Raw genomic sequence first — 23,917 nt, forward strand, 5'->3', positions numbered from 1 at the left:
CGGCGACGCCTGATCGCCCAAACCGTCTAGGCGGCAGCCATGGTCAACCGTGACTTGCCTGGCGGCGATACTTCTGGCCGTCGGCCTGCATCACGCCGGGCCGTACGCGTCCCTGTCCTGGCCTGCGCTCGGTCTGGCGGCCTCCGGGACCAGTCCGACAGAAGGGGCCCACGACGCATCCAGCGGTTAGCCGGGGAGGCGGAGGCGACGCGCAGGTGAAGAACTTCCCGACTGGAAGCAGGCGCACAACAAGTCCCACAAGCAGGTGCGCGCCCGGGTAGAGCACGTCTTCGCGCGCATGAAGACCTGGAAGCTGTTCGGGCCGCTTTGCGGCGTCCTTGACCGGGGAAAAATTCTGACGGCGGTCCCGGCTTGGGTGACGTCGAAGGATCTTGGTGCGGTTGGGTCCGTGTGGAAGCTTGACGCGAGGGCCGGGGCAGGCGCCCCGGACTGTTGCCTCTGAGCATGCGAGTCAGATTCTTAAGTTGGCTGTGCCCTCACCAAGCCGGGATCGTTTGGCGATAACGGTCTCCGAGGTGGTGGTTTGCGATGGATGTGCTGGTCGAGAGAGTCGCCGGACTCGACGTTTCCAAAGGCGATGTGAAGGTCTGCGTCCGTGGGCCCGTCTCGCAGGGGTCACGTCGCTACCGCGATGAGGTCCGCACCTTCTCCACGATGACCAGGTCGGTGCTGCTGTTGTCTGACTGGCTGGCCGAAGAGGGCGTCGAACTGGTGGTCATGGAGGCGACGGCGGACTACTGGAAACCAGGTTCTACCTGCTCGAGGAGCAGTTCGAGGTGTGGCTGGTCAACGCCCGAGACATCAAGCGGGTGCCGGGCCGCAAGACCGACGTTTCCGACGCCCGGTGGATCGCCCAAGTGGCCCAGCACGGGCTGGTCTCTCCGTCCTTCGTGCCACCCCCGCGCATTCGTCGACTCCGCGACCTCACCCGACAGCGCACCAACCTGGTCCGGGAACGTTCCCGCGCGCTGAACCGGCTGGAAAAGGTGCTCGAGGACGCAGGCATCAAGACCTCACTCGTGCTGACCAAGACACTGAGCATGTCGTCCCGCGCCATGATCGAAGCCCTTATCGCCGGTGAACGCGACCCGGTGGTGCTGGCCGACCTCGCCATCGGGAAAGCCCGCTCGAAGATGACGGACCTCCGTGAGGCTCTGACCGGTCGTTTCGAGGACCACCACGCCTTCCTGGCGTCCCAGGCCCTGGCCCACATCGATTCCATCGACGCACAGACCGCGGCGTTCGACCGGCGTATCGAGACCGAAACCGCGCCCATGCGCCGGCAGCACGATCTCCTGACCACCATCCCCGGCATCTCAACCCGCCTGGCGCAGGTCGTGATCGCAGAGACGGGCGTCGACATGACTCGATTCCCCACTGCGGCCGCTCTGGCAAGCTGGAGCGGCGTGGCTCCGGGGAACAACCAGTCAGCGGGCCGGAGTTACTCAGGCGCCACGACCCACGGCAACGTCTGGCTCAAGGGCGGCCTCGGCGATGCGGCAGCCGCCGCAGCACGCACCAAGGGCACCTATCTCAATGCTCACTACCGGCGGCTGATCAGACGCATGGGCAAGAAACGCGCACTCGTCGCGGTCATGCACAAGATCGTCATCGCCATGTGGCACATGCTCACCAACGACGCTCGCTACCAGGACCTCGGACCCAACCACTGGCAACAGGACCCCCACCAGGCCAAACGACGGCAGCAACGCCTCATCGCCGAGCTGAGCGCACTCGGAGTCGACACATCCGGCCTCGAACCTGCCTGAACTTCCCTACTCCCCAGTTCTCCTATCGGGGCAATCAGTGCTGCCCTCACTCGGCTGTTTTCGAGTCAGATCCTTCGCGACCTGGGGACACCTCTCCGGAACAATCACCGACAAGCACACGGGAGCACAGCTCGCCGGAGCCACCGTCCTGATCTGCCCGCCGACGCACACCGGAACTACCGGCTGCGGCCACCTCGCGCACACCGTGGGTACCGACTCCGACGGCCACTACGAGCTCTGGCTGGACGCCCGCGCGAGCCCGCTACGGATCACGGCCTCGGCCGCCGGCCACCGCCGGCATCCAAGGAGGTGACCCTGCTGCCGGGCCGCGCCACGACGGCCGACCTGTCGCTGACCGCGACCTGACCCCACCGCCACTGCTCACGTCGCGCCCACCCGGGCAGTGCGTCCGGGTGGACGCGGTGTCGCCTTCTCCCTGTGTCAACCCCGGGCCGGAGGCGCGCGGCCAGCCAGGTGATACCGCGTCATTGACCTCCTAGGGCAGCTGTCGGGTGCTGATTCCTGACGTCGTGTTCGGAAGAAGTCCGCGGACCCGGGTGCCGGAACTGCAGATGGTGCATGGCCCGGCCGGGTGGCTCCGGCGCGAGGTGCGGCGTACGCCAACGGGAGCGGCCGGACGATCAGGACCTCAACGGGGTCGCGGCGGAGCTTCCTCGGCGTTGGACTGTTGCCTTTTCGTGAAGATCCGGGCCAGGTCCGATCACATTGCGGGCCCAGTCTGAGCCACCGCGGCCTCCCGAGGCCTGCTCTGGTGGGCAGGCACTGGCGCCGTACACGTGTACTCGATCTTTGGGAGCAACTATGCGACGACTCGGAACAACACTGACGGTTGTCATGCTGGCGGGAGCCGGGATCGGAGGAACGGTGGGGGTGGCACAGGCCGACAGCAGCACGTCGGCGGTGTGTGAGACCGGTTGGGGGAGCTTGGAGAAGCAGGTGTCGCCGACGGAGGACTACAACCCCCCGCTGGCGGACATCAGGACCGCTCAGTACGAGTGCTTCGACCGCATGGTCCTCGACTTCAAGGGTTCGGCGGCCGGGCCGATCGGTTACCGCGTCAAGTACGTCGACAAGCTGACCACGCCCGGTACGGGGGAGATCCCCGTCGACGGCGGGGCGATCCTCCAGATCTCCGTGGGCCCGAACTTCGACCCGTCGACCGGCTCGCCGTCCTACCCGGGGCAGCACGGGCAACCGCTGCCGGGAGTGGACATCACGGGCTACCGGACGTTCAAGGACACTCGCTATGTCGATGCCCCTGAGGACGATGTACTGATCGGCGTCGGCGTGCGTGCGCGGCTGCCGTTCCGGGTGACGCAGCTCGATGATCACGTGGTCATCGACGTCGCACACTCTTGGAACGCCGTCTCCTGAGCCATGATCGGCGCCCGTGCCGCACACCCTGCGGCACGGGCGCCGAGGGCCTGCGGCCCGGGCGCCTGTCCCTGGAAACAGCACATCCTCGCTCCCCACGGCCGCCATGCATGGGCGATCCCCACGAGAAGCGTTCCGCACTCACCTGGGGATTCACGCAATCGCGGCCAGAATCACGATTCACCCGTCGCGGACAGATCGATCCCGGCGTCGGCCATCACCTTGATGACCGCCGGGTTCACGGTCTCGGCTGGGGCGGACCCGGCCGAACTGACCTCCATCCGGCTGGCGGACAGATGTGTGAGGAAGGCGGCGGCCATCTGGGGGCGTCCGGCGTTGTGCACGCACACGAACAGCACGGACGGCTTGCCGGAGACGGTTTCACACACGAGCGGTTCCTTCTCGGGGCAGCCGACTGGCCGGTCACCGGGGCGGGTTGAGAACCCATCTTCAAACCGGTGAGAGGTCTGACCGAGATACGGGCCAAAGCGGCAACGGGATGGATAGCTGCCGTGGGGACAAGGTTTGTGACGGTTCTTATGAGCCCTCGTCGTATTTCAGGGGGCGAAAGCTGCTACAGTTTTTCTAGTCATTCATAGTCATCCCTAGTCGTGTGTCTCACGTACCTTGGTCTCGTGAAGCTTTCGGAGTGGGCCCGTCAGCAGGGTGTGAGCTACCAGACCGCCTGGCGGTGGGTGAAGGACGGGAAGATGCCCGTCCCCGTTCGCCAGGCGCCGTCCGGGACGTGGTTGGTCGACGAGGTCGCTGTCCAGCCGTCCGGGCGTGTGGTGGCGTACTGCCGCGTGTCGTCCGTTGACCAGAAAGCCGATCTTGAGCGGCAGGCCGCCCGGGTCGTGTCCGGCGCGAATGGGCTGGGCCTGGCCGTCGCTGAGGTCGTCACCGAGGTGGGATCCGGGTTGAACGGGCGGCGCCGCAAGCTGCACCGGCTGCTGTCCGACCCGCAGACGGCGGTGATCGTGGTCGAGCACCGGGACCGGCTGGCCCGGTTCGGCGTCGAGCACTTGGAGGCCGCGCTGTCGGCGTCCGGGCGGCGCCTGGTCGTCCTCGACCCCACCGAGACCGCCGATGACCTGGTACGCGACATCACCGAGGTGCTCACCTCCATGTGCGCCCGCCTGCACGGGCGGCGGGCAGCGAACAACCGGGCCGCCCGCGCGGTGGCCGTAGCGACCGGCGAGGCCGCCGAGTGAAGAGGTTCCAGCCGCAGCCCGGGTTTGCGGTGCAGGCGTACCGCTTCGCACTGGACCCGAACGCCACCCAGGAGCATGCTCTGCGCTCGCACTGCGGCGCGGCGCGTGCCGCCTACAACTGGGCCGTCGGCTGGGTGACCGCCTCTTGGTGGCAGCGCCGCGCGGAGGAGTCCTACGGTATCGGCGAGGCCGGGCTGACCAAGTGGCGGCCGTGGTCGCTGCCCGCGCTGCGGAAGGCGTTCAACGAGGCCAAGCACACCGATCCGAGGTTCGCCGCCTGGTGGGAGGACAACTCCAAGGAGGCGTACTCCACCGGCCTGGCGAACGCGTCGGCCGCGTTCGACAACTACGCGAAGTCCAAGAACGGCAAACGGCGCGGCAAGCGGATGGGTGCGCCGCGGTTCAAGTCGAAGCGCAGGGCGCGCCTTGCCTGCCGGTTCACCACCGGCGTGATCCGCGTGGACGCTGACGGCCGTCACGTCACCCTGCCCCGGCTGGGCACGATCCGCACCCACGAGCCCACGGTGAAGCTCCGCGCCCGCGTCCAGGCCGGGACGGCCCGGATCCTGTCCGCGACCGTGCGGAACGAGCTCGGACGCTGGTTCGTCTCGTTCCAGGCCGAGGCCAAGCGGGACCTCGAACGCGTGGCGCGGCCGGATGTGGCGGTCGGCATCGACCTCGGGGTGAAGACCCTCGCGGTCATGGCCGACAGCACCGGCGAGATCCGCACCATCGCGAATCCCGGGCACTACGACCGGGCACGCAAGCAGCTGCGCCGCGCCTCCCGTGTCGTCTCCCGACGCCAGGGCCCCAACCGGCGGACCGGGCAGAAGCCGTCGAAGCGGTGGGAGAAAGCCAACGCCGCCCGCAACAAGGTGCATCACCGGGTGGCCAACCTCCGCGCGAACGCCCTGCACAAGCTCACCACCGCCGTGGCGGCCGAGTACGGCACGGTCGTGGTCGAAGACCTCAACGTCGCCGGGATGCTCCGCAACCGGCGTCTCGCGCGAAGGATCGCCGACGCCGGGTTCGGGGAGATCCGCCGCCAGCTCACCTACAAGACCCGCCAGCGCCACGCCGCCCACACCATCGCGGCGGATCGCTGGTACCCCTCCTCGAAGACCTGTTCCGGGTGCGGCGCGGTGAAAACCAAACTGCCGCTGCACGTGAGGACCTACCAGTGCGACGCCTGCGGCCTGGTCATCGACCGGGACGACAACGCCGCACTCAACCTCGCCGCGCTCGCGGCAGCCGCAACAACTGGTACCGGAGTGGCCGGAGACCAGGACACCCAATCGGTGTCGAAGCCTCGTGGAGCCGACCAGAAGACCCGTGCCACCCGCCCCCGCCGCAAGGTGGAGGCGGGGCGGGCAGGTGGCGCGACCCTGCCGCACCAGCGGCAGACGGAAGCGAGAGACCGTACTCAAGCCGAAGCCCTCACGCTCTGGTGACGAGACGGACCTTCCGGGCGGAAACGTCCGGAACGCTGAAACCTGACTACGGTCTCGGCAACGGATACCCGTGTTGCTCTGCCAGTGGCAGAACAGTGGCCGGACCGGGCTCGGCGATTACTACAGTCCGGTCTCATGACGACGATTACGACGCATATGGTCGAGTATTCGGCCGACGGTCTGACGATGATCGGGCACCTCGCGCTCCCGGCCGGTGTCGACCGACGGCCCGCGGTGCTGGTCGGACCGGAGGGGATGGGGCTGAGCGACGTCGAGCGTCGCCGGGCCGATGCTCTCGCCGAGCTGGGATATGTAGCGCTGGCCTTCGACCTCCACGGTGGGCGTTATTTGAGCGACCCCGAGGAGATGCTGGCCCGTTGCATTCCACTGCTCGCCGATCCCGACCGGATGCGGGGCATCGGCCATGCGGCGCTGGACGTGTTGCGCTCCGAACCGCGGACCGATTCCGACCGGATCGCCGTGGTCGGCTACGGCACCGGGGGCGCTGTCGGGCTGGAACTCGGGCGCGACGGCGTCAGCCTGCGCGCGATCGGGACAGTCAACGCACTCACCACGGGCCGTCCGGGTGAGGCGGCGCGCATTCGGTGCCCGGTGTGGGCCGGGGTCGGGTCGGAAGACCCGATCATGCCGCCCGCGCAACGCGAGGCGTTCACCGCTGAGATGGAGGCCGCGGGCGTCGACTGGCGTCTCGCGGTCTACGGCGGCGCATTGCACGCCTTCCACCATCCGACGGTCGGCCACCCCACGGTCCCCGGCGTCGGCTACCACCCTCGGCACGCGCAGCGAGCCTGGCGTGACGTCGTCGACCTGCTCGCCGAGTGCCTGCCCGTGACGGAGGATCTGGGGGCATGACCCAGGCGAACATGCTGGCACCAGGCTTGGTCGGCGTCATGCCTGGGACGCCTCGAGCAGCGTGGACGGGTTCGGCAGATCGGGGCAGGGATGCGTTGGGCTGGACGGCGGGCCGGGTGAGGCTGCGGGTCATGAGCGTGATCGGGGCGAGGGTGAGCATCGTCTCGGGGTGCTCAGGGCGGGTCCCGTGGTCGCGCACGTTCCGACGCGTATGTGACAACGAGGCCAGTGGCCTCTCTACGACCCAACGCCTCGGCAGGGTCAGGGAGTCCTTGGTGCCCTTGGGCCTGCTCACGGTCTTGATTGTGAGGTGGAGGAAGGACTTGGCCCAGGCCGCGAGGTGCCTGCGTAGGCCAAGTCGGCCCAGACGATGGTGATTTCGCGGTGCATCGGCCGGAGCCGGAAGAGGGCTTCACGGGCGGCGACGCTGTTGTGCATGCCGGCCGGAGTGACCATCACGAACAGCGGGAGCCCTTTGAGGTCCACGATTGTGTGTCTCTTCCGGCCCGGCGTTTTTTCCGGCGTCGTATCCGGATGTGGAGCGCGGGACGGTGGCCGCGACTTTGACGGACTGGGAGTCGGTCACCGCCGCCACCGGGTTCGGTGACGTGCCTATCGTGCGACGGATCCGAACTCCGTCACGCCGGCAGCCGCACCAGCGAAAACCAAGATGGTGGATCTTCAGTGAAGGTCTGACTGGACCTCGGTCAGTCGATGCCTTCGATGATGCGGAAGTCGCGCTCGACGCCGTCGGAGAGGGCGACCAGCGCCTCCTGGTAGGCCGCACTCTCGTGCGCCGCGACGGCCTGTTCGAAGCTGTCGAACTCGATCAGGACGGTGCGCTCGGCGATTCCGGCGTCATGTGCCACGACCCGGCCGCCACGGGCGAGGACCCGGCCGCCCCCGGCCTTGACGGCCGGAGCAGCCAGCTTGTTGTAGGCAGCCAGCTTCTCAGGGTCTGAAATGGTGCGGTAGGCGCTGACCCAGTAGCCCTTGGGCATGGAACCTCCAGTGTTGGGATGAGTGCATCTGACTTACGGGGTGGTCTCGGGCAAGCGTCGGCGGGCGAGGGCGAGGCTTGTCAGCGTCGTGATCGCCATGGCGCCGAGGCCGACCAGCGCCGCGGTGGTGTAGGCGCTGTCGTCGGGGAAGAGGTGGCCGGGGCCGGTGCCCGCGGCGAGGATCAGACCGCCGATGGCGCTGCCCAGGGAGTACCCGACGCTGCGGACGACGTAGTTGAAGCTCATGGCGCTCGACGTCTCGCTCTTGGGGGTGACGGCCAGGATGACGCCGGGCATCGCGGCCGAGAAGCCGCCGACGCCGAAGCCGAGCACGCCCATCGCCGCGAACAGTTCGGCCAGGTCCGACCGGGCCGCCGCGAACAGGGCGAACCCGCCGCCGACCACGACGGCGCTGCCGGCCAGGAGCAGCGGGTCGGCGATCCGCGTCCGGACCCGCGGCGTGAGCTTGCCGGCGACGAACCCCAGCACCGAGAACGGGATGAGGACCAGCCCGGCGGCGAAGGTCGTCAGCCCGAAGCCGTAGCCGGCGCCGCGCGGCGTCTGCGCGTACCGGGTGATGAGCGTGAGCAGGAGGTACATGCCGATCCCGCCGACGAACATGGCGAGGTTCGCCCCGGCGACCGCCGGGTGCCGCGCCGCCCGCACATCGACCAGGGGCGTCGTGCTGCGCAGCTCGATGACGGCCCAGACGCAGAGCAGCACCACCGCGACGACGGCCAGGCCCGCCGCCACGGAGAGGTGCCGACTCCATAGATTCCGTTCGCCGGCGAGGAACAGCACCAGGAGCAGCGCAGCGGCCAGGACGACCGCGCCTGCCACGTCCACGTGGGCGGAGCGGCCTTCGGGGGCTTCGGGCATGGAGCGCCACGCGGTCAGGAGGGCGGCGGCGGTGACGACCAGGCCGAGGCCGTAGGCGGCCCGTACCCCGCCGAGCTCGGCGAGCAGTGCGGCCAGCGGGTAGCCGACGCCGGCCCCGATGATCGAGACCACTGAGATCAGGGCGATCACGGCCGCGCTGCGCTCCTCGGGGAGGTGGTCCCGGGCCACGCCCATCATCAGCGCCGTCAGCCCGAGCCCTACGCCCTGGGCCGCCCTGCCGGCCAGCAGCCACACGAACGGCAGCGGCAGCACGGTGAGCGCGCTGCCGGCGACGACGACCGCCAGCGTGGCGAGGATCGTGGGCCGCCGGTGTGGGCCGGCTCCGAGCCGGCCCAGGACCGGCGTGGCGACGGCGCCGCTGAGCAGCGCGACGGTCAACGTCCACTGCGCGCTGCCGAGCGAGACGTGGAACGAGGTCGCCACGCTGGTGATGAGCGGCGTCCCGAGGCTGGCGACCGCCGCCACGACCAGAGCGATGAACATCAGGGCGGGGACCAGCAGCCGCGCCTCGGAACGCGCCACCGGGAACGCCTTCCCCGAGACCCCGCTGACCGGCTGCCCGGTCACTGCTTCGGCCCTTCGCGGTCCTGGCTTTCGAGCTCTGCCAGATGCTCCAGCGCCGGAAGGGCCGCCACCAGCGCCTTGACCTCGACGCCGGTGAGTTCGCCGATCAACCGCTCGAACGCGCGGACTCCCGCCTGGCGCCGCGTCTGCACATAGGAGGCGCCGTCCTTGGTCAGGCACACCAGCGTGACCCGCTTGTCGGACGCGTCGCCCCGCCGCTCGACCATGCCGGACTCCTCCATCACCCGGACCAGGGCGGTCATCGCGGGCTGGGTGACGCCCTCGACCGCGGCCAGATCGGTGATGCGCCGCGGGCCGGTCCGGTCCAGGGTGGCCAGGGTGGCGGCGGACGTCAGGCTCATGTCCCGGGGCAGGCGTCTCGCGGCCCTGGTGGCCAGGCCGTAGAGGGCTGCCCCGATGGCGGCGGACGCGCCAGAAGCGGTGTCTTGACGACTCACGCTCAAAGCATAGCGTTTTTATATTCATGGTTTATGGAAATGGTCGGCTGGTGCGGGCGGCACCGCCTGTTACGGAGGCCTCCATGAGCGGATCAGATGCCCCAGGCGCGTGCCGGGAACTTGTGAAGCAAGGAGTGCTCGCGACCTGTCAGTGGTCGCCTCGGTCACCCAGTGCTGGCTGGTGCTCTCGCACATTCTCTGCTGACGGCGTTCACGGCTCCTCGATTAGTCCGGGGCCTCTGGCAAGTCCACGGTTCCGGTTCGTTAGGCTCTGGCGACGCTTTGGTGAACAGGGCGCGGGGAGGCATCAGTTGAGGGGGACCGGGGTGGGTCGAAGATGGGCTGTGGCGGGGGTCTTGGCGGGGACGGCGGCAGGGTTGCTCGCCGGGTGCGGTCCCGTGACCAGCGGTGCGCAGGCCGACGGTGGCGCCCCTTCGTCGGCCACGGCGGGCACGGTCAGGTCGTCCGCGGTGCCGGACAAGAACGTGTTGACGTTCGCCTATCACCGGCACAGTGGTGACAACTACATCGACCAGACCCTGGACATTAAGAACGCGGACACCCACTCGGTTGTCCCGGACCTTGCGTTCACCGCCCTCGACCGGAACCACCACCCGCTGCCCGGAGTGCGGGTGCGGACCGTCTTCGGGAGTGACAGCGGCCGTCTGGTGGTTCCCTACGGGTGGGGCCTGGACATCCTGCGTTTCTCCGGCCCCGGCGAGCACGAGGTGTACGACGTGCGCGTCACCGTGGTCCACCTGGCCGCCGCGAAGGTGAGGGCCAACATTCATCCCGTGACGACCCAGCCGCTGGACGCTGTCGGACAGGTCGTCAGCAAGTTTTCGCGCTTCGCCTCCGTCCGAGTGCAGAACCCCGACGCCTTTGCGGTCTCCGTGCGCGTCTCCTACCTCGTCTACGACCAGCCGGCCGAGGGGGACACCCAGCAGGCGGTCTCCGACACCCCTCTCGGCGGGCTGGTCCGCGTCCCCGCTCACGGCAGGGCGGTGGTGAAGGTCACCGGCGCCGCAGCCCGCGCGGTGGCCAGGTACTCCAACGGCCCGGCAGTGAGCGTCAAGGCGTACAACTCCCAGTGACCGGGAACAGGCGGCTGACCGGTCAGCTATTGAAGAATGTGTCGAGCATGTCGTTCAGCGCGTCCAGTGTGTCCTCGCGGCTGCTGATGCCGTGTGCGGCGAGTAGACCGATGCAGGAGGAGATGTATCCGCGAGGTCGACGATGAGGTCGTAGAAGGCTTCCTCGTCATCGCGGAAGAGCCTGACCATGAATTCTGCTGTTTGTCCCATGCCGGTGGGGCCGGTCAGCAGCGTCCTGAGCATCTCCACGAGCGGAGCGGGCACAGGACCGCCGGCTCGCGCGGCCGTCTTCTCGAAGCCGCCTGGCCCCGGCCGGCCTCGCTTGAGATCAGGGCAGTCCTGCAGCTTGGAGAAGCTTCGAAGGTAACGCGCCGCCGGCGTAAGGGAGATGGAGTTGGCGCCTGCCACGTTGACGGCATGGCGGGGCCTGCAACGCGCCCCGGTGAGGAGCATCGCCCTGCGCGCCGTCACCGTGAAGCCCGCGTCGAAAGCCACCCGCCAGCTCACCCTCGACACTGGCAACGACAAGCTCCTCACGATCGAAGCCATCGCCGACCGCGCACAGGCACGCTTCGGTCACAGCGTGCTCTACCCGGCGACCCTCGCGATCGGAGGCCGGCACACCCGACGGGTCACGGCGAGCCCCGCGGCTACTCGTAACAGGGAGCTCCGCACTGCGGCGTGACAGTGTTTTCGTGGTGGCTGGCCACGGTGTGGGTGCCGGCGGGCTGTCGGCTCGTTTCCCAGGGCATGGGTGCTGCTGCGGCGAGGGGGGCCAGGCCGCCGATGGCTGCTGCGGTGACGACCAGGACGGCTGCGATGCGCTGACGCATGTTCACGTGTGCTCCCTTGGTTGACTGTTCGCAGGGACGGGCCGTGTGAGATTGCGGTTCTGCTGTCCCTTCCCCCGACTGCGCCGCAGCCCGATCGGTGTACCGCTCAGGTCGATTCCTGGACGCCGCCCGCCACGGGCATCGAGAGCCGGCCTTTGAGTCTGCGGCACGTTGCTGTTGGCCTGCGCGCGTTTCGCACGGGCCGTTCGTCCTGCCTCTCCATCGGCCGGTCTCGCCTCTGTACCCGCATGCTGTTCAGTGTTCGAGTCGGCCGGCTGTTGACCCTCGACTTGGTGGAGGGCTCAGAGTGCTGGGTGTGGAGAGCGAGATGCGCAGTATTGGCGAGATGGCCCGGGACAGTGGACTGAGCGTGAGCGCCCTGCGGTTCTACGACGGTGCTGGCGTGCTGGTCCCGGCCTGGGTGGATCCGGTGAGCGGCTACCGCTGGTACGGCCCCGAGCAGCTTGAGGAGTCCCAGTTGCTGGCCCGGCTGCGCCGGGCTGCTATGCCGTTGGCGGACATTCGGCTGGTACTGGCCGGATGGTCCGGTGCGGACACCGACCTGGTGCGGAAGCTGCTCCAGGCGCATCTGCGCCGTCTCGAACTCGGGCTGTCGGATGCCCGCAATGAGTTCTCCACGATCCGAGCGCTACTCGAATGCAGGGAGAACCCCATGACTTCGCTCCGCACCACGACCGTCCGGTCGGCTGTCTTCGCACCTGCGCTGGCCGCCGCGCTGGACGCGGTCCGCTTCGCCGCCAGCACCGACCCGGAGCTGCCAATGCTCGGCGGTGTCCTGTTCGACATCGAGGGCGACGAGCTCCGTGTCGTGGCCACCGACCGGTACCGGATGGCTGTCGCACAGGCCGCTACCACCGGGCATGGCGGGCCCCGTGTGCAGATCATCGTGCCGTCCCCGCTCGCCGACGCGATGCGGGCGCTGCTGAGTGACGACGCATCCGTTCAACTCACTGTGGATGGTGACCGCGTGGCCTTGGAGACGGGGGACCGTCAGGCGGCTGGCCAGTGCCTCGATCACGACTTTCCTGATTACCGTCGCCTCGTCCGCCTGCCAGCAGGGCGCCGTGCCCTTGTCGATGTCCCGGCTTTCCGGGAGATGGTGGAAACCGGCCCCGTCCGTGCAAGCGAGGTGCGCGAGCAGGACGGCGTGCCCTGTGATCTCAGCGTGCTTAAGGTGGCGGCCGACGGCGTGGTGACCGTCTGCGAAGACGGTGACGACGATCAGGACCACATCGCCGTCAACCGCGAGTTCCTACTGCATGCCCTCGCCGCCGGAGCCCGGGACCAACTGATTCTGGAGTTCGGCGCCCCTACAGCGCCCCTGGCGATCCGCCGGACCGACACCGAGGACACCTTTTCGATACTGATGCCTGTCCGCCTGGAGAACTGACCACTGGGGCAGGCGCTGCGCCGGTCTCCCTCGGCGATCAACTTGGGGCCGGTTTCAAGGCGCTGCTGGTGCGGTCCTTGGACTCGGCTTCTGCGGTGCGGGGGCTGGGCATCGTGGCCGCGGCGAGATCGAGGCGGACGGCCATGTCGAGGTTGACCTCGCCGTACGGGCGGACGTGGGACCAGAACAGCGGGGTCAGGCCGCGCCGGTCGGCGGGCGTGAGGAGGCCAGCCCACTCCGTTCACCGAGGACGTCCTGGAGCATGAGGGTGTTCACGTAGACCAGGGCGGACTGGAGAATTCGCAGGCACACCGCGCCTCGATCCGGTGCACGGTAGAGATCAGCAGCTCCACCAGCGTGTCGGTGATCTCCCGTTCCCGCTCGTGCGGCAGCGCGGCCAGCAAGGTCACCCGCAGCGGTACCGGGTGCGTCCGCAGGGGGGAAGGCGACTCGACCGCGGCCCGCGCCCGCCACGCGGCTACGACCTTCGGCGCGACGTCGATGAACAGATCTGGTGGCAGGCCGATCGCCCGCACCGCCAGGAGCTTGTCGATCTCGGTGAGCATCGTTTCCAGGCTCACGTTGCCCGGCGCTTCCTTGACCTTCGCCAGCACCGGGGGTGCGCCCTCACTCTCCGCGCCGCCGCCCGCGGGTCCGGCGTCGTCCTGGTCGGCGCCGGCTGCCAGAGCCACGATCCGCTCGATGCTCTCCGCGGTCAGCCGGGAGGAGATCAGGGCAGTCAGCGACTCCTCGGCCGCCCGCAGGGCAGCCGCCACGATCCGGTCGCACCGGCCCGGCGCGGGCGGCTCGATGCTCTCCGTGCGGCAGCGCGCCAGCAGTTCCACCCGGACCTGCTCGGGCCTGCGTTCCTTGTGCGCGACGTGCTCGGCCAGATACGCCGTCAGCTTCTCCGCGTCCGCGACGCTGCACTCACGGAAGCCGAGGTGCTCCCGGATCTGCGCGCGGTGGTACTCGACCGTGCGGCCCGTCCAGTCGTAGGACTCCAGCTCCGAGGCGGGAACCTGTACCTGCCGGGCGACGAACTCCACGACGGCGCCGGGCAGCTCTGCCCGGTTCCGGGGAAACCGGCCGTACCGCGTGTAGAACTTCAGCAGCACGGCGAAGCCCAGTCGCGTCGCACCACGCTTGCCGGACACGAGCGCCCGCTCGTCCTTCAGCAGCGTCCAGCGCTCGAAACTCGTCCAGGTCCAACGGAGCACGGGCCACGATCGCCGATCGTCCCCGCAGAGCCTCACCCACCGCAGCCTTACGGCCCCGGACCCACCCACACGGGTGACGCCCTCCCAAGATCACCGCCGTTCGCGGCTGGTGACACGGTTCTTACCGGCACCCGTACTTCGGACAGGCCCAGCCGGGAGGCAGCCTGTTGGTTGTCCGGGAGTTCTTGGAACCTCCCGGGTGCCGGTGCCGGGTGCAGGTGACGGCATGGGCGAGTAGGGGAGGGGCTGCCGGCGGCAGCGCATGCGGCGTCATGAGGTGTTCCGCTGTTCCGTGAGCTTGCCCTTGCGCAGATGGAGGATGCGGTCGGACTGCGTGGCCAGTTGCTGGGAGTGGGTGACGACGATGACGCACTTTCCCTGTTCGTGGGCGAGCTCGCGGAAGGTGTCGATGATGCCCTGGGCCGTGTCCTCGTCGAGGTTTCCCGTGGGTTCGTCGGCGAAGAGGATGTCGACGTCGCAGGCCAGGGCGCGGGCGATGGCGACACGCTGCTGCTGGCCGCCGGAGAGCTGCATCACGTTGCGGGTCGCCGTCGCCCTGTCCAGGCCGATCGCTTCCAGCAGGAGCAGGGCACGGCTCCTGCGGCTGCCGGTGGCGGGTTTGGTGCCGGTGATCTCCATGGCGCAGGTGACGTTCTGGAGAGCGGTCATGTAGGTGAGGAGGTTGTACTGCTGGAAGATCGTGGCGGCGTGCTGGTTGCGGTAGCGGCCGAGGCCGAGTGCGGTGAGGTCGCGGCCGTCGAACCTGATGGCGCCCTTCGTGGGGGTGTCGAGGCCGCTGGCCAGGCTGAGCAGAGTGGTCTTGCCGCTGCCTGAAGGTCCCAGGATGGTGTAGAAGGTGCTGCGCTCGAAGTCGTAGTCGATGCTCTTGAGCACGGTGGTCCTGCGGCGCTGGCTGGAGTACGTGTGGCTGACGTCGGTGAGGCGCAGCACGGGCGCGGTGGCGGTGGGGCTGGTCATGGCGGGTCACTTGCCTTTCGTGAGGATGGTGCGGGGGCTCAGCCGCAGCACGGCGCTTGCCGGGACGGCGGTGGCGAGCAGGCCGATGCCGAGGCCGACGGAACCGACCGTGGCCAGGTCCGCCGGATCGAGTGCCACCGTGATCCTGCTGATGGGGTCGGCGTTCTCCACGGGCTTGTCGTTCGGGTCGATGCCCTGATCGAGACCGGTGCTGCCGGGGGCCGGGGGCTGCCAGGAGTTCAGCTTCTTCTCGGCGGCCGAGGCTTCCCTGCCGAGCAGCGACTGTCCGGCGCTCTGGGTCAGGGCCGGGGCGAAGAGTGAGCTGACGCCGATGGCGACGACGGCGACCACGACGATTTCCAGGGCCTGCTGGGTGATGAGCTTGCTCTTCTTCTCGCCCATGGCCAGCAGGACGCCGTACTCCCTGCGGCGCTGCTTGACCGCGAGATTGACCAGGAGGGCCAGGACGGCCGCGCCGGCGATGCCCATGAGCCACATGGCCACGGTGGCCGTGGAGCGGATGCTCTTGAGCGGACCCGTCATCTGCTGGACGGCCTTGTCGTTCGCGTCGAGCTTGAAACCGTCGAGCGCCGAGCCCGCGACCTGCTTCGCCTTGTCCTTGAACGCGCTCTGTTCGTCGGCGTCCTCGAGAAGGAAGGTCGCCTTGCCCACCTGGAGCGTTCCCTTGCCTCCGGACTCAAGTGCGGAGACACCGCCAACGGTGCCGTACAGCAGGTTGGCCGGGCTGAGGAAGTTCTCGGGCTCGGGCTCGGTGCTGGGGCGCGGGTCACGGTAGATGCCTGCCACCGTGAAGTCGACCGTCGTCTTCTCGTCGTTCGACGTCAGAGGGATCGTGTCCCCGACCTTGAGACCGTTCTTCCTGGCCAGCCGCTCCTCGATCAGGAGTTTCTTCTTGTCCCGGTCGGCGGCCGTGAGGTGCCGGCCGGACAGGAGGGTGAACTTGCCGCTGCGGAAATCGGGCAGCAGCGAGGAGTCGAGCACGCCTGTGGCCGAAGTGGCGCCGGGGCCCATGGACTGGGTCTTCGGCCCGCCGTCGACCAGCTTGTACCCGCCCTTGAGGAAGGCACGGTCCCACATCGAGTAGGTGTACTTCCGGACCTGGGGCAGCGCACCGAGCTTGTCCACGGTCGCGGCGTCGATGCTCGGCGCCTGCATGCCACCGCCACCGCCCAACTGGCCCATGTCCATCTCCATGTTGATCTCCGCGCCCACGGAGCGTTCGGCGTTCTGCTCGGCCTGGGCCGTCGCGTCGTTGATCAGGACGCCCGCCAGCACCATCACGGAGATGACGAGGAAGGTGGCGAGGGTGATCAGGGTGCGGCCCTTGCGGGCCCACAGGCTGAGCCCGGCGCGTTTGACGAAGTTCATGGGTATCGCTCTCTCGGTCCCTGTCGGTGGATGGAAGTGCGGTGAACGGCACGGCTATTCGGGGTCGGTGAGGATGGAGCGGGGATGCAGGCGGAGGATCCCGATGCCCGGGACGACGGTGGAGACCAGGGAGATGCCGAGCCCGATGCCGGCGACCTTTCCGATGGCGGCCGGCTCGACCCGTACCGCGACCGGGGCGATCTCGGCGCCCCGCGCCCCGGCCGCCGTGAGCGGCTTGCCGGCCTGGCGGCCGAGCAACGTGTCGCCCACGTGCTGTCCGGCGAGTGAGCCGGCCACGGCGGCGAGCGCTACGGCGGGCAGGGCGACGGCCGCCACCTCCACGGCGTGCTGGCCGACGAGCTTCCACTTCTTCTCGCCCATCGAGAGCAGCACCCCGAGTTCGGCGCGCCGCTCGCGGATCTGCAGCGTCACGACGAGCCCGAGGATCAGTGCCCCGGCCAGGGCGATCACCCAGACGATCAAGCCGGCGAAGGTGCCGACCCGCTGGATCGGGCGGACCTGGTCGCGGTACGCCTTGTCGTTGACGCGGAAGTCGAACCCGCCCTTGCCCAGGAGCCGTCCGGCCTCGGCGTGCAACTGATCGGCACGGTCCGGTGAGCCGATCTTGAACACTGCCTCGCTGAGGGTCGCGGTGCCGGTGGTGAGTTCCTGCGCGGCGCGCACCGGCACGTACAGCGTGTTGCCGGGCAGTTCGTGCGGCCGCGCCCAGCTCGTCGGATCCGGAGTCGGGTCCTGGAAGACACCGACGACCGTGAGCGGCACCGTGCGTTCGCCGTCCTCGGACCGCACCCGGATGATGTCGCCGGACTTGAGGTGGTTCTTTTCGGCCAGGCGCTGTTCGATCAGCGCGACGTCGTGGCCCGCGTCCGCGGGGGTGATGCCACGGCCCGCCGTGATCTTCGTCGAGCCGTACGAGAAGGGCAGCAGAAGGTCCGAGTCCCGGACGCCGTTCACGGACAGAGGATCCTTTTCCGCCCCGAGCTTCTTCTTCCCGGCTCCGGCGCCGCCCGGCCGCGGCGCATTCGACGTCAGCGGTGCGAAGTCTCGCGCACCGGCTCCCACCGGCAGTTCCGGGTTGTAGCGGTGCACCAGGTCCGAGGCGCCGAGCCGGTCGGCCAGGGCCGGGGTGAACCCCTGCGCCCTGACCGTGACGTCGACGCCGATGGTGCGTTGCGCGTCGGCCTCCTGGCGGACCGCGGCGGCCTTCAGCAGGAAGCCGCCGAGGAGCAGGACGCAGATGACGACGAAGATCGCCAGCAGGGCCGCGGTCCTGGACTTTCTGGCACCAAGGCTCATCCCGGCGCGCTTGACGAAGTTCATGCCGCAGACAGAAGCAGCTTGCCGTTCGCAGCGGGATAAGCGTGTTACAGCGGCATAAGGGCAGGCCCCGCTCCCTGTCCTTATCCGGCTGCAATCGTGACCTTGGTTTCATGAGGACATGAGAGTTCTGGTTGCCGAGGACCACCGTGTGCTCGCCCGCACCATCGCCACCGGTCTGCGCCGCCAGGCCATGGCCGTCGACGTCGCCGCCACCGGCGACGCGGCCGAGCGGATGTGTCTGCTCACCGCCTACGACGTGCTGATCCTCGACCGCGATCTGCCTGTCATGAGCGGAGACGAGGTGTGCAGACGGTTGCGCGAACTCCAGGACCCACCTCGGATCATCATGCTGACCGCGGCCGGTGAGCTCACCGACAGGATCCACGGCCTCACCGAGCTCGGCGCGGACGACTACCTTGCCAAGCCCTTCGACTTCGCCGAACTCGTAGCCCGTGTACGCGCCTTGAGCCGTCGCGCGCCGAAGCCGCCCTCCGCCGTGCTGTGCTTCGGGAGCATCTCCCTGGACAAGGCGCGGCGCGAAGTGTCCGTGGACGGCCGCCCGCTGGAACTGACTCCGAAGGAGTTCGCGGTCCTGCACCTGCTGCTCGTGTCCGGCGGTGCGCCGGTGGCGCACGACGAGCTGGTCCGGACCGTCTGGGACGAGCACCTCGACCCGCGCACCAGCGCGGTTCGCGCCACCGTCAGCCGGTTGCGCGGCAAGCTCGGCGACCCGGGCCTGATCGCCGCCGACACGGGGGAGGGGTACCGGCTGTGCGACTGAACCCGCGGGCTCTGCTGAGCGGACTGCCCTTCCGCAGTCGACTGGCCGTCGCCTTCTCCGGGCTCTTCCTGCTCGCCGGCACGGCCCTGCTCGCTTTCGTGGTGCTGCTCGCGCGCTACGGAACGGATCAACAGGTCCAGGGGCTGTCGATCACCTACGCGGATGTGCCGAGCGGTCCCACGACGTCCTTCGCGCCGTCGCACCGCACTCGGCCGGATCCCTTCTCCTCGCCCCAGAGCGACAGCGCCATGATCAAGAAGATCGACCAGACCGTGCAGGCCGTACAGAACACCGCGCTGCGCCAGATGGTGCTCTGGTCCGCCGTCGGCCTCCTCGTCATGGCGTTGCTGGCCGGACTGCTCGGCCGGTGGCTCGCGGGACGAGCCCTCCGTCCTGTCGCCTCCATGACCGAAGCCGCCCGCCGTATCAGCGAACAGAACCTGCACCAGCGCCTGGCGCTCAGCGGCCCCGACGACGAACTGCACCGCCTCGCCGACACCTTCGACACCATGCTCGACCGACTGGAGAAGGCCTTCGAGAGCCAGCGCCGGTTCGTCGCCAACGCCTCCCACGAACTCAAGACCCCTCTCGCCGCCCAGCGCGCCACCCTCCAGGTCGGCCTCGCCGATCCCCTCCCCGAGGGCCTCGCCGAGGTGCGAGAGGACCTGCTCACCACCAACCGCGAAGCCGAACAACTGATCAACGCGCTCCTGCTGCTGGCCCGGAGCGACCGAGGGCCGGACGTGACCGAAAGCGTGGATCTGGCGGAAGTCGCCCGGCTGGTGACGGCGGAGCTCTCCCTCCAAGCAGCCCAGAACGGTGTGCGCCTCGACCTGAGCGCCGACGCGCGGCCGGTCGTTCCCGGAGACCCCGTCCTGCTGCGCCACCTGTTGATGAACCTGATCCGCAACGCCCTCCAGTACAACCACCCCGACGGCACCGTCCGCGTACGGCTCGACACGGCGACCGTCACGGTGACCAACACGGGCCCCCACGTGTCCGCCCAACGGATCCCCGGCCTGTTCGAACCCTTCCGTCGCCTCGACGCGGACCGCACCGCCACCACCGGCCACGGCCTGGGGCTGTCCATCGCCGCCTCCATCGCCGAGGCACACCACGCCACGCTGACTGCGCGACCCGGTCCCGAGGGCGGACTCATTCTCACCGTGCGCTTCCCCTGAGCGTCGCAGGGGAAGTCGTGATGCCGTGATCATGGGGCCCGGGCGAACTCCGTCACGTCGTGGAGCAGACCTTCGCCCTGCTCCACCGGCATTGGCTCCGGTGTCCTCTTCGATGGCCCGACCACAGGGGTGACCATTGCCGCGATCGGGCGGGCATGGGCTGCTTGTGACGTCGGCATCAACGCAGAAGCCAACGGCATGACCTTCCGGCGTGATCGACATGCGCTACGAGAACCCGCTGTACATGGCCGAGAACGCGGGCGCGGACTCTCAGGGCGCCCAGACGCGGTCGGCGTGGTCGAGGAAGTTGCGGCAGAGGATCTTCTCGATGCGTCCCGAGCGGTAGCCGCGCTTCCCCAGGAGGCGGATCAGGTCGCGGAACTGGTCGACGCCGCGCAGGTCCACGACGAAGGGGAAGGTGTCGGCCCGTTCACCCGCCGCGCCGACACCGGCCGCGTGCCTGGCGGCGACGTGTTCGGCGAGAGCCGTGCGATAGGCGTCGAGGTCGTCCACGGCGGTGACGCCGGGGTCGGTGCCGATGCCGACGTGGTCCTCGCCGCAGACGTCGACCGCGTGCACGATGTGGTCCACGACGTCGGTGGCGGTGGCGTGGCCGGTCGGGTTGAGGACGAGCATGAAGTACATGCCGACGAACCCGCCGCGGTCGGCGACCAGGCGGAGTTCCCCGTCGGTCTTGTTTCAGGGTGGTGCGCCGGGTGCCGAAGCGGTTGCCGAGCCAGCCCGAGACAGGGATGAAGACCGCGAGGGCCACGAGGTAACCAACGTTGACGGAGCTCAGACCGGACGTGTCCACGCCGAAGTCGCGGCTGATGGACGGGCGTGCCACGTTGACGATCGTGGTGTCCGTGATCGACATGAAGTTCGCGGCGATGAACACCCCGCAGACTGCGGCCTTCGCGGAGACGCGACGCTCGTGTTGCGGGGCGACGCCGGTGCCGGTCGGGTGCTCGGAGCTCACCGGCCGCCGTGCCGGAGCCAGTCGACTTGCTCCTCGGTGAGCGTGAGGCGGCGCGCCTGGAGCGAGGTGTCGATCTGCTCGGTCGTCCGCGGGCCGATGGACGGCCACACCTCCGGGTGGTGCAGGGTCCAGGCCAGGGCCACCGTCTCGGGCCGGGAGCCGAGTCGCTCGGCGAGTTCCACGCAGCGGAGCCGTCGGGCGCGGTTGTCCTCGGTGTCGTACGGATCAGGTCTGCCGTTGACCTGCCGTGCCTCGGTGCGCGCGAAGTAGCCGCGGGCCTGCGAGGACCAGCCGAACAGGGGCAGGCGGTGTTCGCGGACGACGTCGAGTACGGCGCGGTCGGCGTGCAGGCTGCCGCCGAGCAGCGCCGGGTCGGGTTCGGCGAGGCTGAACTGGTAACTGGCGACGGGGGTTTGCCCCCGCTCTGCGAGTTCGACGGCGAGCGCCGACAGCCGTTCCGCCGGCCAGTTGGAGGCCCCGACGCGCCGGACGTGCCCGGCCTCGACGAGGCTCACGAGGGTCTCGGCGAGTTCGGCGACGGGGCGGGCTGGGTCGTCGCAGTGGTAGAGGAGGACGTCGATGGAGTCGACGACGAGGTTTTCCAGCGCGGACCGTACGTGCTCGTGGACCGTGGCGCGGCTCAGCGGGATGTCGGCCCCGTTGGTGTCGTGGCCGACCTTGGTGGCTACCCCGAGGACGCCCGGGTTCTTGCGCAGCCACTGGCCCGCCGCCGCCTCGGCCCGGCCGCCGGCATAGCTGTGCGAGGTCTCGATCAGCAGCCCGCCGGCGTCGGCGAAGTGGGCCAGTCGCTCGGCGGAGGCCTCGGCCGGCTCCGCTCCGAAGGGACCGCCGAGGACGAAGCGGTGTGCCAACCGCATGTCGTCCTGGTCGAAGAGGCCTTCGAGCGACTGCAGGGGGGAATGCGGCATCAGGCCACACCTCCGGGGGCCCGTCGGAAGCCGTTGACATCGGCGAACGGCCGGGACAGGTGCGGCCGGAGCGGGACGTGGAAGGTGTTGAGCATCATCGCGGACATGCTGAAGCTGCCGATGCAGCCGATCAGGTCCAGCACACCTTCCTCGCCGAACAGTCCGATGGCTTCGGCGTAGGTCTCGTCCGTGACGAAGTGGTCGTAGAGCATCTCGTGGGCGAAGGCGTGGAAGACGCGCTCGTCCGGGGCCTTGAAGCCCGGGTCCTCGCCCCGGGCGAGGCGCTCCAGGCACTCGGCCGGGACGCCCTCCGCGATCGCCTGCTCGATGTGGGCGTTCCAGGCGGACTGGCTGTCGAAGTGGCGGCCGCAGATGAGCACGCTCAACTCGCGCAGCCGTTGCGGGAAGCGGGACTCGTGACGGCAGTAGCGGCCGAGGTTCTCGACCCAGTGGGCCAGTTCCATGTTGCGGGCCCAGACGAGGAAGGGCGGCGGGGGTTCTTCGACTCCGGGGCCGACGACGGTTTCGAGGAGTTCGGTCTGTTCGGGGGTCAGGCTGGTCAGCGGGGTCAGTCGCATGATCGTGGTTCCTTTCGGGTGTGGTTCACCAGGCGGTGGTCTGCGCCATGAGGAACCGCTGGTGGAAGTCGGCGCGCGCCGGTTCGGCGAGCGGGATCGGCGCCCAGCCGTGGCCGGTCTCGAAGACCTCCCGCACCTGGGGACGGGTGGGGTGCCAGGCGGGCAGTCCTGGGCCGTTCGGGTCGCCCACGGCCGCGAAGCGGGTGACGTAACCGGTGAGGAGGTCGGCGATGTGCCGGTCCTCCTCGGCCCAGGGCCGGTCCAGCGACTCCAACGTGCCCAGTAGGTAAGGGATTTCGGAGCCGTGGAAGGCGCCGCGCGCCTCGCCGTCGGGGCCGGGCGGGGTACGGGTCCAGAAGTGGGTGAAGACGGGACTCCTGGCACGGTTCGCCCACTCCTCGGCCCAGAGGTGGGTGCTGGTGCGTGCCGTGTCGGCGCGGGCCGCATTGTGCTGTGCGGTCGCCTCGGCGTCGGTCGTCGCCGGGTACAGGCTCAGGAACTCCTTGGCGAACTCTCCGTAGCGCCGGGCCGCGCGGCGTTCGTACACCGCCACGGTCAGCCGGGTTCCCGGTCCCGCGCCGCTCTCGTCGCGGTTGTTGCCGACGATGACCGGGACGTCGTTCTGCGTACCGGCGGCGAGTGTTTCGGCGTAGGTGCGGGGCAGTACCCAGCCGTCGACGACCGGCCGGAACAGCGGGGGCGGTGGAGCACCGGGGATCTCCGGGTCGTTCGCCGTGCTGCCGTCCACCAGGGTGTCGACCGGCAGGGCCCGCAGTTCGCTCAGGGTGCTGCCGCCGCACTCCTCGGCGTAGGCGGTGCCCTCCTGTTCGGCCCGGTCGAGGCGTCGGTGGGAGGGGGCGAGGGTGGAGATCGCCGGGTCCTTCGGGTGCAGTACGGCGCTGTCCGCGATCGCTCCGTGGAAGAGGCCCTTGGCGAGCGGGGAGTAGACCAGGTCCATCACCGAGGCAGCGCCCGAGGACTGCCCGGCGAGCGTGACCCGTCCGGGGTCGCCGCCGAATGCCACGATGTTGCGCCGTATCCAGGTCAGGGCCTCGATCTGGTCGAGCAACCCGTAGTTGCCGGAGGCCCCGTCCACCGACTCGGCGCTCAGTTCGGGTGTCGCCAGGAAGCCCAGCACGCCGAGGCGGCTGTTGACGGTGACGACGACCAGGCCCTTGGCGGCCAGCGCCGAACCGTCGTTCTGCGGGTCGGCGCCGGAGCCGTAGAGGAAGCGGCCGCCGTGCAGCCAGACCAGGACGGGCCGCAGCTCGTCCGGTGGGCCGGCGGGTGTCCAGACATTGAGGTTCAGACAGTCCTCGCCGCGCGGGAGCGCCGGATCGGCGAGGTCGGAGGGCGGTTGCGGGCAGATGGGGCCGAAGGCGTCGGCCGGTCGTATCCCCTCCCACGGTTGTGGTGGTCTCGGGGGACGCCAGCGGCGCGGGCCCGCCGTACTTGCCGCGTAGGGCACCCCCTTATATACGGTGACGCCGGGAAGCAGCGCCGGGATGCCGGAGACACGGCCGTACTCCGTGCGTACCGGGCGGCCCGGAGACCTCATGC

At 69.2% G+C, this 23,917-nt stretch carries 21 protein-coding genes and 5 pseudogenes; 11 read left to right on the top strand and 15 right to left on the bottom strand.

The window, feature by feature from the left end:
• Positions 1–199: 199 nt before the first annotated feature.
• The 3 genes and pseudogenes from OG714_RS51645 to OG714_RS51655 form a co-directional block, all read left to right on the top strand.
• Positions 200–316, top strand: a pseudogene (locus tag OG714_RS51645) (IS5/IS1182 family transposase); the annotation flags it as partial.
• 481 nt (positions 317–797) lie between these two features.
• Complete coding sequence (locus OG714_RS51650) at positions 798–1,790, top strand: IS110 family transposase (protein ID WP_406131421.1); 993 nt, start codon at positions 798–800, stop codon at positions 1,788–1,790.
• A gap of 891 nt (positions 1,791–2,681) precedes the next feature.
• The gene (locus OG714_RS51655) at positions 2,682–3,185 is read left to right on the top strand and encodes a hypothetical protein (RefSeq protein WP_406131422.1); all 504 of its coding nucleotides are present in this window, start codon (positions 2,682–2,684) and stop codon (positions 3,183–3,185) included.
• Between the two features lie 188 nt (positions 3,186–3,373).
• On the opposite strand, the pseudogene OG714_RS51660 reads toward OG714_RS51655, so the two are convergent.
• A pseudogene (locus OG714_RS51660) lies at positions 3,374–3,574 on the bottom strand (phosphotyrosine protein phosphatase); the annotation flags it as partial.
• Between the two features lie 246 nt (positions 3,575–3,820).
• Here OG714_RS51660 and OG714_RS51665 point away from each other — a divergent pair.
• The 3 genes from OG714_RS51665 to OG714_RS51675 all read left to right on the top strand — a co-directional run bounded on the left by OG714_RS51665 (position 3,821) and on the right by OG714_RS51675 (position 6,720).
• Positions 3,821–4,396 carry an IS607 family transposase gene (locus tag OG714_RS51665; protein ID WP_406131423.1) on the top strand — a complete coding sequence of 192 codons (576 nt, stop codon included), beginning with the start codon at positions 3,821–3,823 and terminating at the stop codon, positions 4,394–4,396.
• Positions 4,393–5,847, top strand: coding sequence for an IS607 family element RNA-guided endonuclease TnpB (tnpB, locus tag OG714_RS51670; RefSeq protein ID WP_406131424.1), 1,455 nt, complete (start codon positions 4,393–4,395; stop codon positions 5,845–5,847). The genes OG714_RS51665 and tnpB overlap by 4 nt, the downstream gene beginning before the upstream one ends.
• Before the next feature lie 135 nt (positions 5,848–5,982).
• Entirely contained in the window at positions 5,983–6,720 is a 738-nt protein-coding gene (locus OG714_RS51675; protein WP_406131425.1) for a dienelactone hydrolase family protein, read from the top strand.
• Between the two features lie 291 nt (positions 6,721–7,011).
• Here OG714_RS51675 and OG714_RS51680 read toward each other — a convergent pair.
• The 4 genes and pseudogenes from OG714_RS51680 to OG714_RS51695 form a co-directional block, all read right to left on the bottom strand.
• Positions 7,012–7,233, bottom strand: a pseudogene (locus OG714_RS51680) (transposase); the annotation flags it as partial.
• 194 nt (positions 7,234–7,427) lie between these two features.
• The gene (locus OG714_RS51685; protein WP_406131426.1) at positions 7,428–7,721 is read right to left on the bottom strand and encodes a DUF1330 domain-containing protein; all 294 of its coding nucleotides are present in this window, start codon (positions 7,719–7,721) and stop codon (positions 7,428–7,430) included.
• Positions 7,722–7,754: 33 nt separating this feature from the next.
• Complete coding sequence (locus tag OG714_RS51690) at positions 7,755–9,188, bottom strand: MFS transporter (RefSeq protein ID WP_406131427.1); 1,434 nt, start codon at positions 9,186–9,188, stop codon at positions 7,755–7,757.
• Entirely contained in the window at positions 9,185–9,643 is a 459-nt protein-coding gene (locus tag OG714_RS51695) for a MarR family winged helix-turn-helix transcriptional regulator (protein ID WP_406131428.1), read from the bottom strand. The genes OG714_RS51690 and OG714_RS51695 overlap by 4 nt, the downstream gene beginning before the upstream one ends.
• A gap of 398 nt (positions 9,644–10,041) precedes the next feature.
• On the opposite strand from OG714_RS51695, the gene OG714_RS51700 reads away from it, so the two are divergent.
• A complete protein-coding gene (locus OG714_RS51700) occupies positions 10,042–10,737 on the top strand; it encodes a hypothetical protein (protein WP_406131429.1) in 696 nt (231 codons plus the stop codon).
• A gap of 54 nt (positions 10,738–10,791) precedes the next feature.
• On the opposite strand, the gene OG714_RS51705 is transcribed toward OG714_RS51700, so the two are convergent.
• Positions 10,792–10,986 (bottom strand): hypothetical protein, encoded by a 195-nt coding sequence (locus OG714_RS51705; protein WP_406131430.1) that lies wholly within the window; start codon positions 10,984–10,986, stop codon positions 10,792–10,794.
• Positions 10,987–11,131: 145 nt separating this feature from the next.
• Between OG714_RS51705 and OG714_RS51710 the strand changes: the two genes are divergently transcribed.
• Both OG714_RS51710 and OG714_RS51715 read left to right on the top strand, forming a co-directional pair.
• Positions 11,132–11,422: a hypothetical protein gene (locus OG714_RS51710; RefSeq protein WP_406131431.1), complete on the top strand. Its 291-nt coding sequence runs from the start codon at positions 11,132–11,134 to the stop codon at positions 11,420–11,422.
• 464 nt (positions 11,423–11,886) lie between these two features.
• On the top strand, positions 11,887–12,981 hold the full coding sequence (locus OG714_RS51715) for a MerR family transcriptional regulator (RefSeq protein ID WP_406131432.1): 1,095 nt from the start codon (positions 11,887–11,889) through the stop codon (positions 12,979–12,981).
• Positions 12,982–13,253: 272 nt separating this feature from the next.
• Here OG714_RS51715 and OG714_RS51720 read toward each other — a convergent pair whose 3' ends face one another.
• The 4 genes from OG714_RS51720 to OG714_RS51735 all read right to left on the bottom strand — a co-directional run bounded on the left by OG714_RS51720 (position 13,254) and on the right by OG714_RS51735 (position 17,909).
• Positions 13,254–14,201, bottom strand: a complete 948-nt coding sequence (locus tag OG714_RS51720) for a DUF4158 domain-containing protein (RefSeq protein WP_406131433.1) — start codon at positions 14,199–14,201, stop codon at positions 13,254–13,256.
• Between the two features lie 270 nt (positions 14,202–14,471).
• The gene (locus tag OG714_RS51725) at positions 14,472–15,179 is read right to left on the bottom strand and encodes an ABC transporter ATP-binding protein (RefSeq protein ID WP_406131434.1); all 708 of its coding nucleotides are present in this window, start codon (positions 15,177–15,179) and stop codon (positions 14,472–14,474) included.
• Between the two features lie 6 nt (positions 15,180–15,185).
• Positions 15,186–16,568: an ABC transporter permease gene (locus OG714_RS51730; protein WP_406131435.1), complete on the bottom strand. Its 1,383-nt coding sequence runs from the start codon at positions 16,566–16,568 to the stop codon at positions 15,186–15,188.
• 54 nt (positions 16,569–16,622) lie between these two features.
• Positions 16,623–17,909 (bottom strand): ABC transporter permease, encoded by a 1,287-nt coding sequence (locus OG714_RS51735; protein ID WP_406131436.1) that lies wholly within the window; start codon positions 17,907–17,909, stop codon positions 16,623–16,625.
• Between the two features lie 118 nt (positions 17,910–18,027).
• Between OG714_RS51735 and OG714_RS51740 the strand changes: the two genes are divergently transcribed.
• Positions 18,028–18,690 carry a response regulator transcription factor gene (locus OG714_RS51740; RefSeq protein WP_318022266.1) on the top strand — a complete coding sequence of 221 codons (663 nt, stop codon included), beginning with the start codon at positions 18,028–18,030 and terminating at the stop codon, positions 18,688–18,690.
• The gene (locus OG714_RS51745) at positions 18,681–19,871 is read left to right on the top strand and encodes a sensor histidine kinase (protein WP_406131437.1); all 1,191 of its coding nucleotides are present in this window, start codon (positions 18,681–18,683) and stop codon (positions 19,869–19,871) included. The genes OG714_RS51740 and OG714_RS51745 overlap by 10 nt, the downstream gene beginning before the upstream one ends.
• Positions 19,872–20,141: 270 nt before the next feature.
• Here OG714_RS51745 and OG714_RS51750 read toward each other — a convergent pair.
• The 5 genes and pseudogenes from OG714_RS51750 to OG714_RS51770 form a co-directional block, all read right to left on the bottom strand.
• Positions 20,142–20,558: pseudogene (locus OG714_RS51750) on the bottom strand (membrane dipeptidase); the annotation flags it as partial.
• A gap of 31 nt (positions 20,559–20,589) precedes the next feature.
• Positions 20,590–20,748, bottom strand: a pseudogene (locus OG714_RS51755) (MFS transporter); the annotation flags it as partial.
• Between the two features lie 98 nt (positions 20,749–20,846).
• Positions 20,847–21,779, bottom strand: a complete 933-nt coding sequence (locus tag OG714_RS51760; RefSeq protein WP_406131438.1) for an aldo/keto reductase — start codon at positions 21,777–21,779, stop codon at positions 20,847–20,849.
• Positions 21,779–22,357, bottom strand: a complete 579-nt coding sequence (locus OG714_RS51765) for a carboxymuconolactone decarboxylase family protein (RefSeq protein ID WP_406131439.1) — start codon at positions 22,355–22,357, stop codon at positions 21,779–21,781. The genes OG714_RS51760 and OG714_RS51765 overlap by 1 nt, the downstream gene beginning before the upstream one ends.
• Before the next feature lie 25 nt (positions 22,358–22,382).
• On the bottom strand, positions 22,383–23,915 hold the full coding sequence (locus tag OG714_RS51770; RefSeq protein WP_406131440.1) for a carboxylesterase/lipase family protein: 1,533 nt from the start codon (positions 23,913–23,915) through the stop codon (positions 22,383–22,385).
• Positions 23,916–23,917: the final 2 nt, after the last annotated feature.

It is taken from the genome of Streptomyces sp. NBC_00989, assembly GCF_045162655.1.
GTDB lineage: Bacteria > Actinomycetota > Actinomycetes > Streptomycetales > Streptomycetaceae > Streptomyces.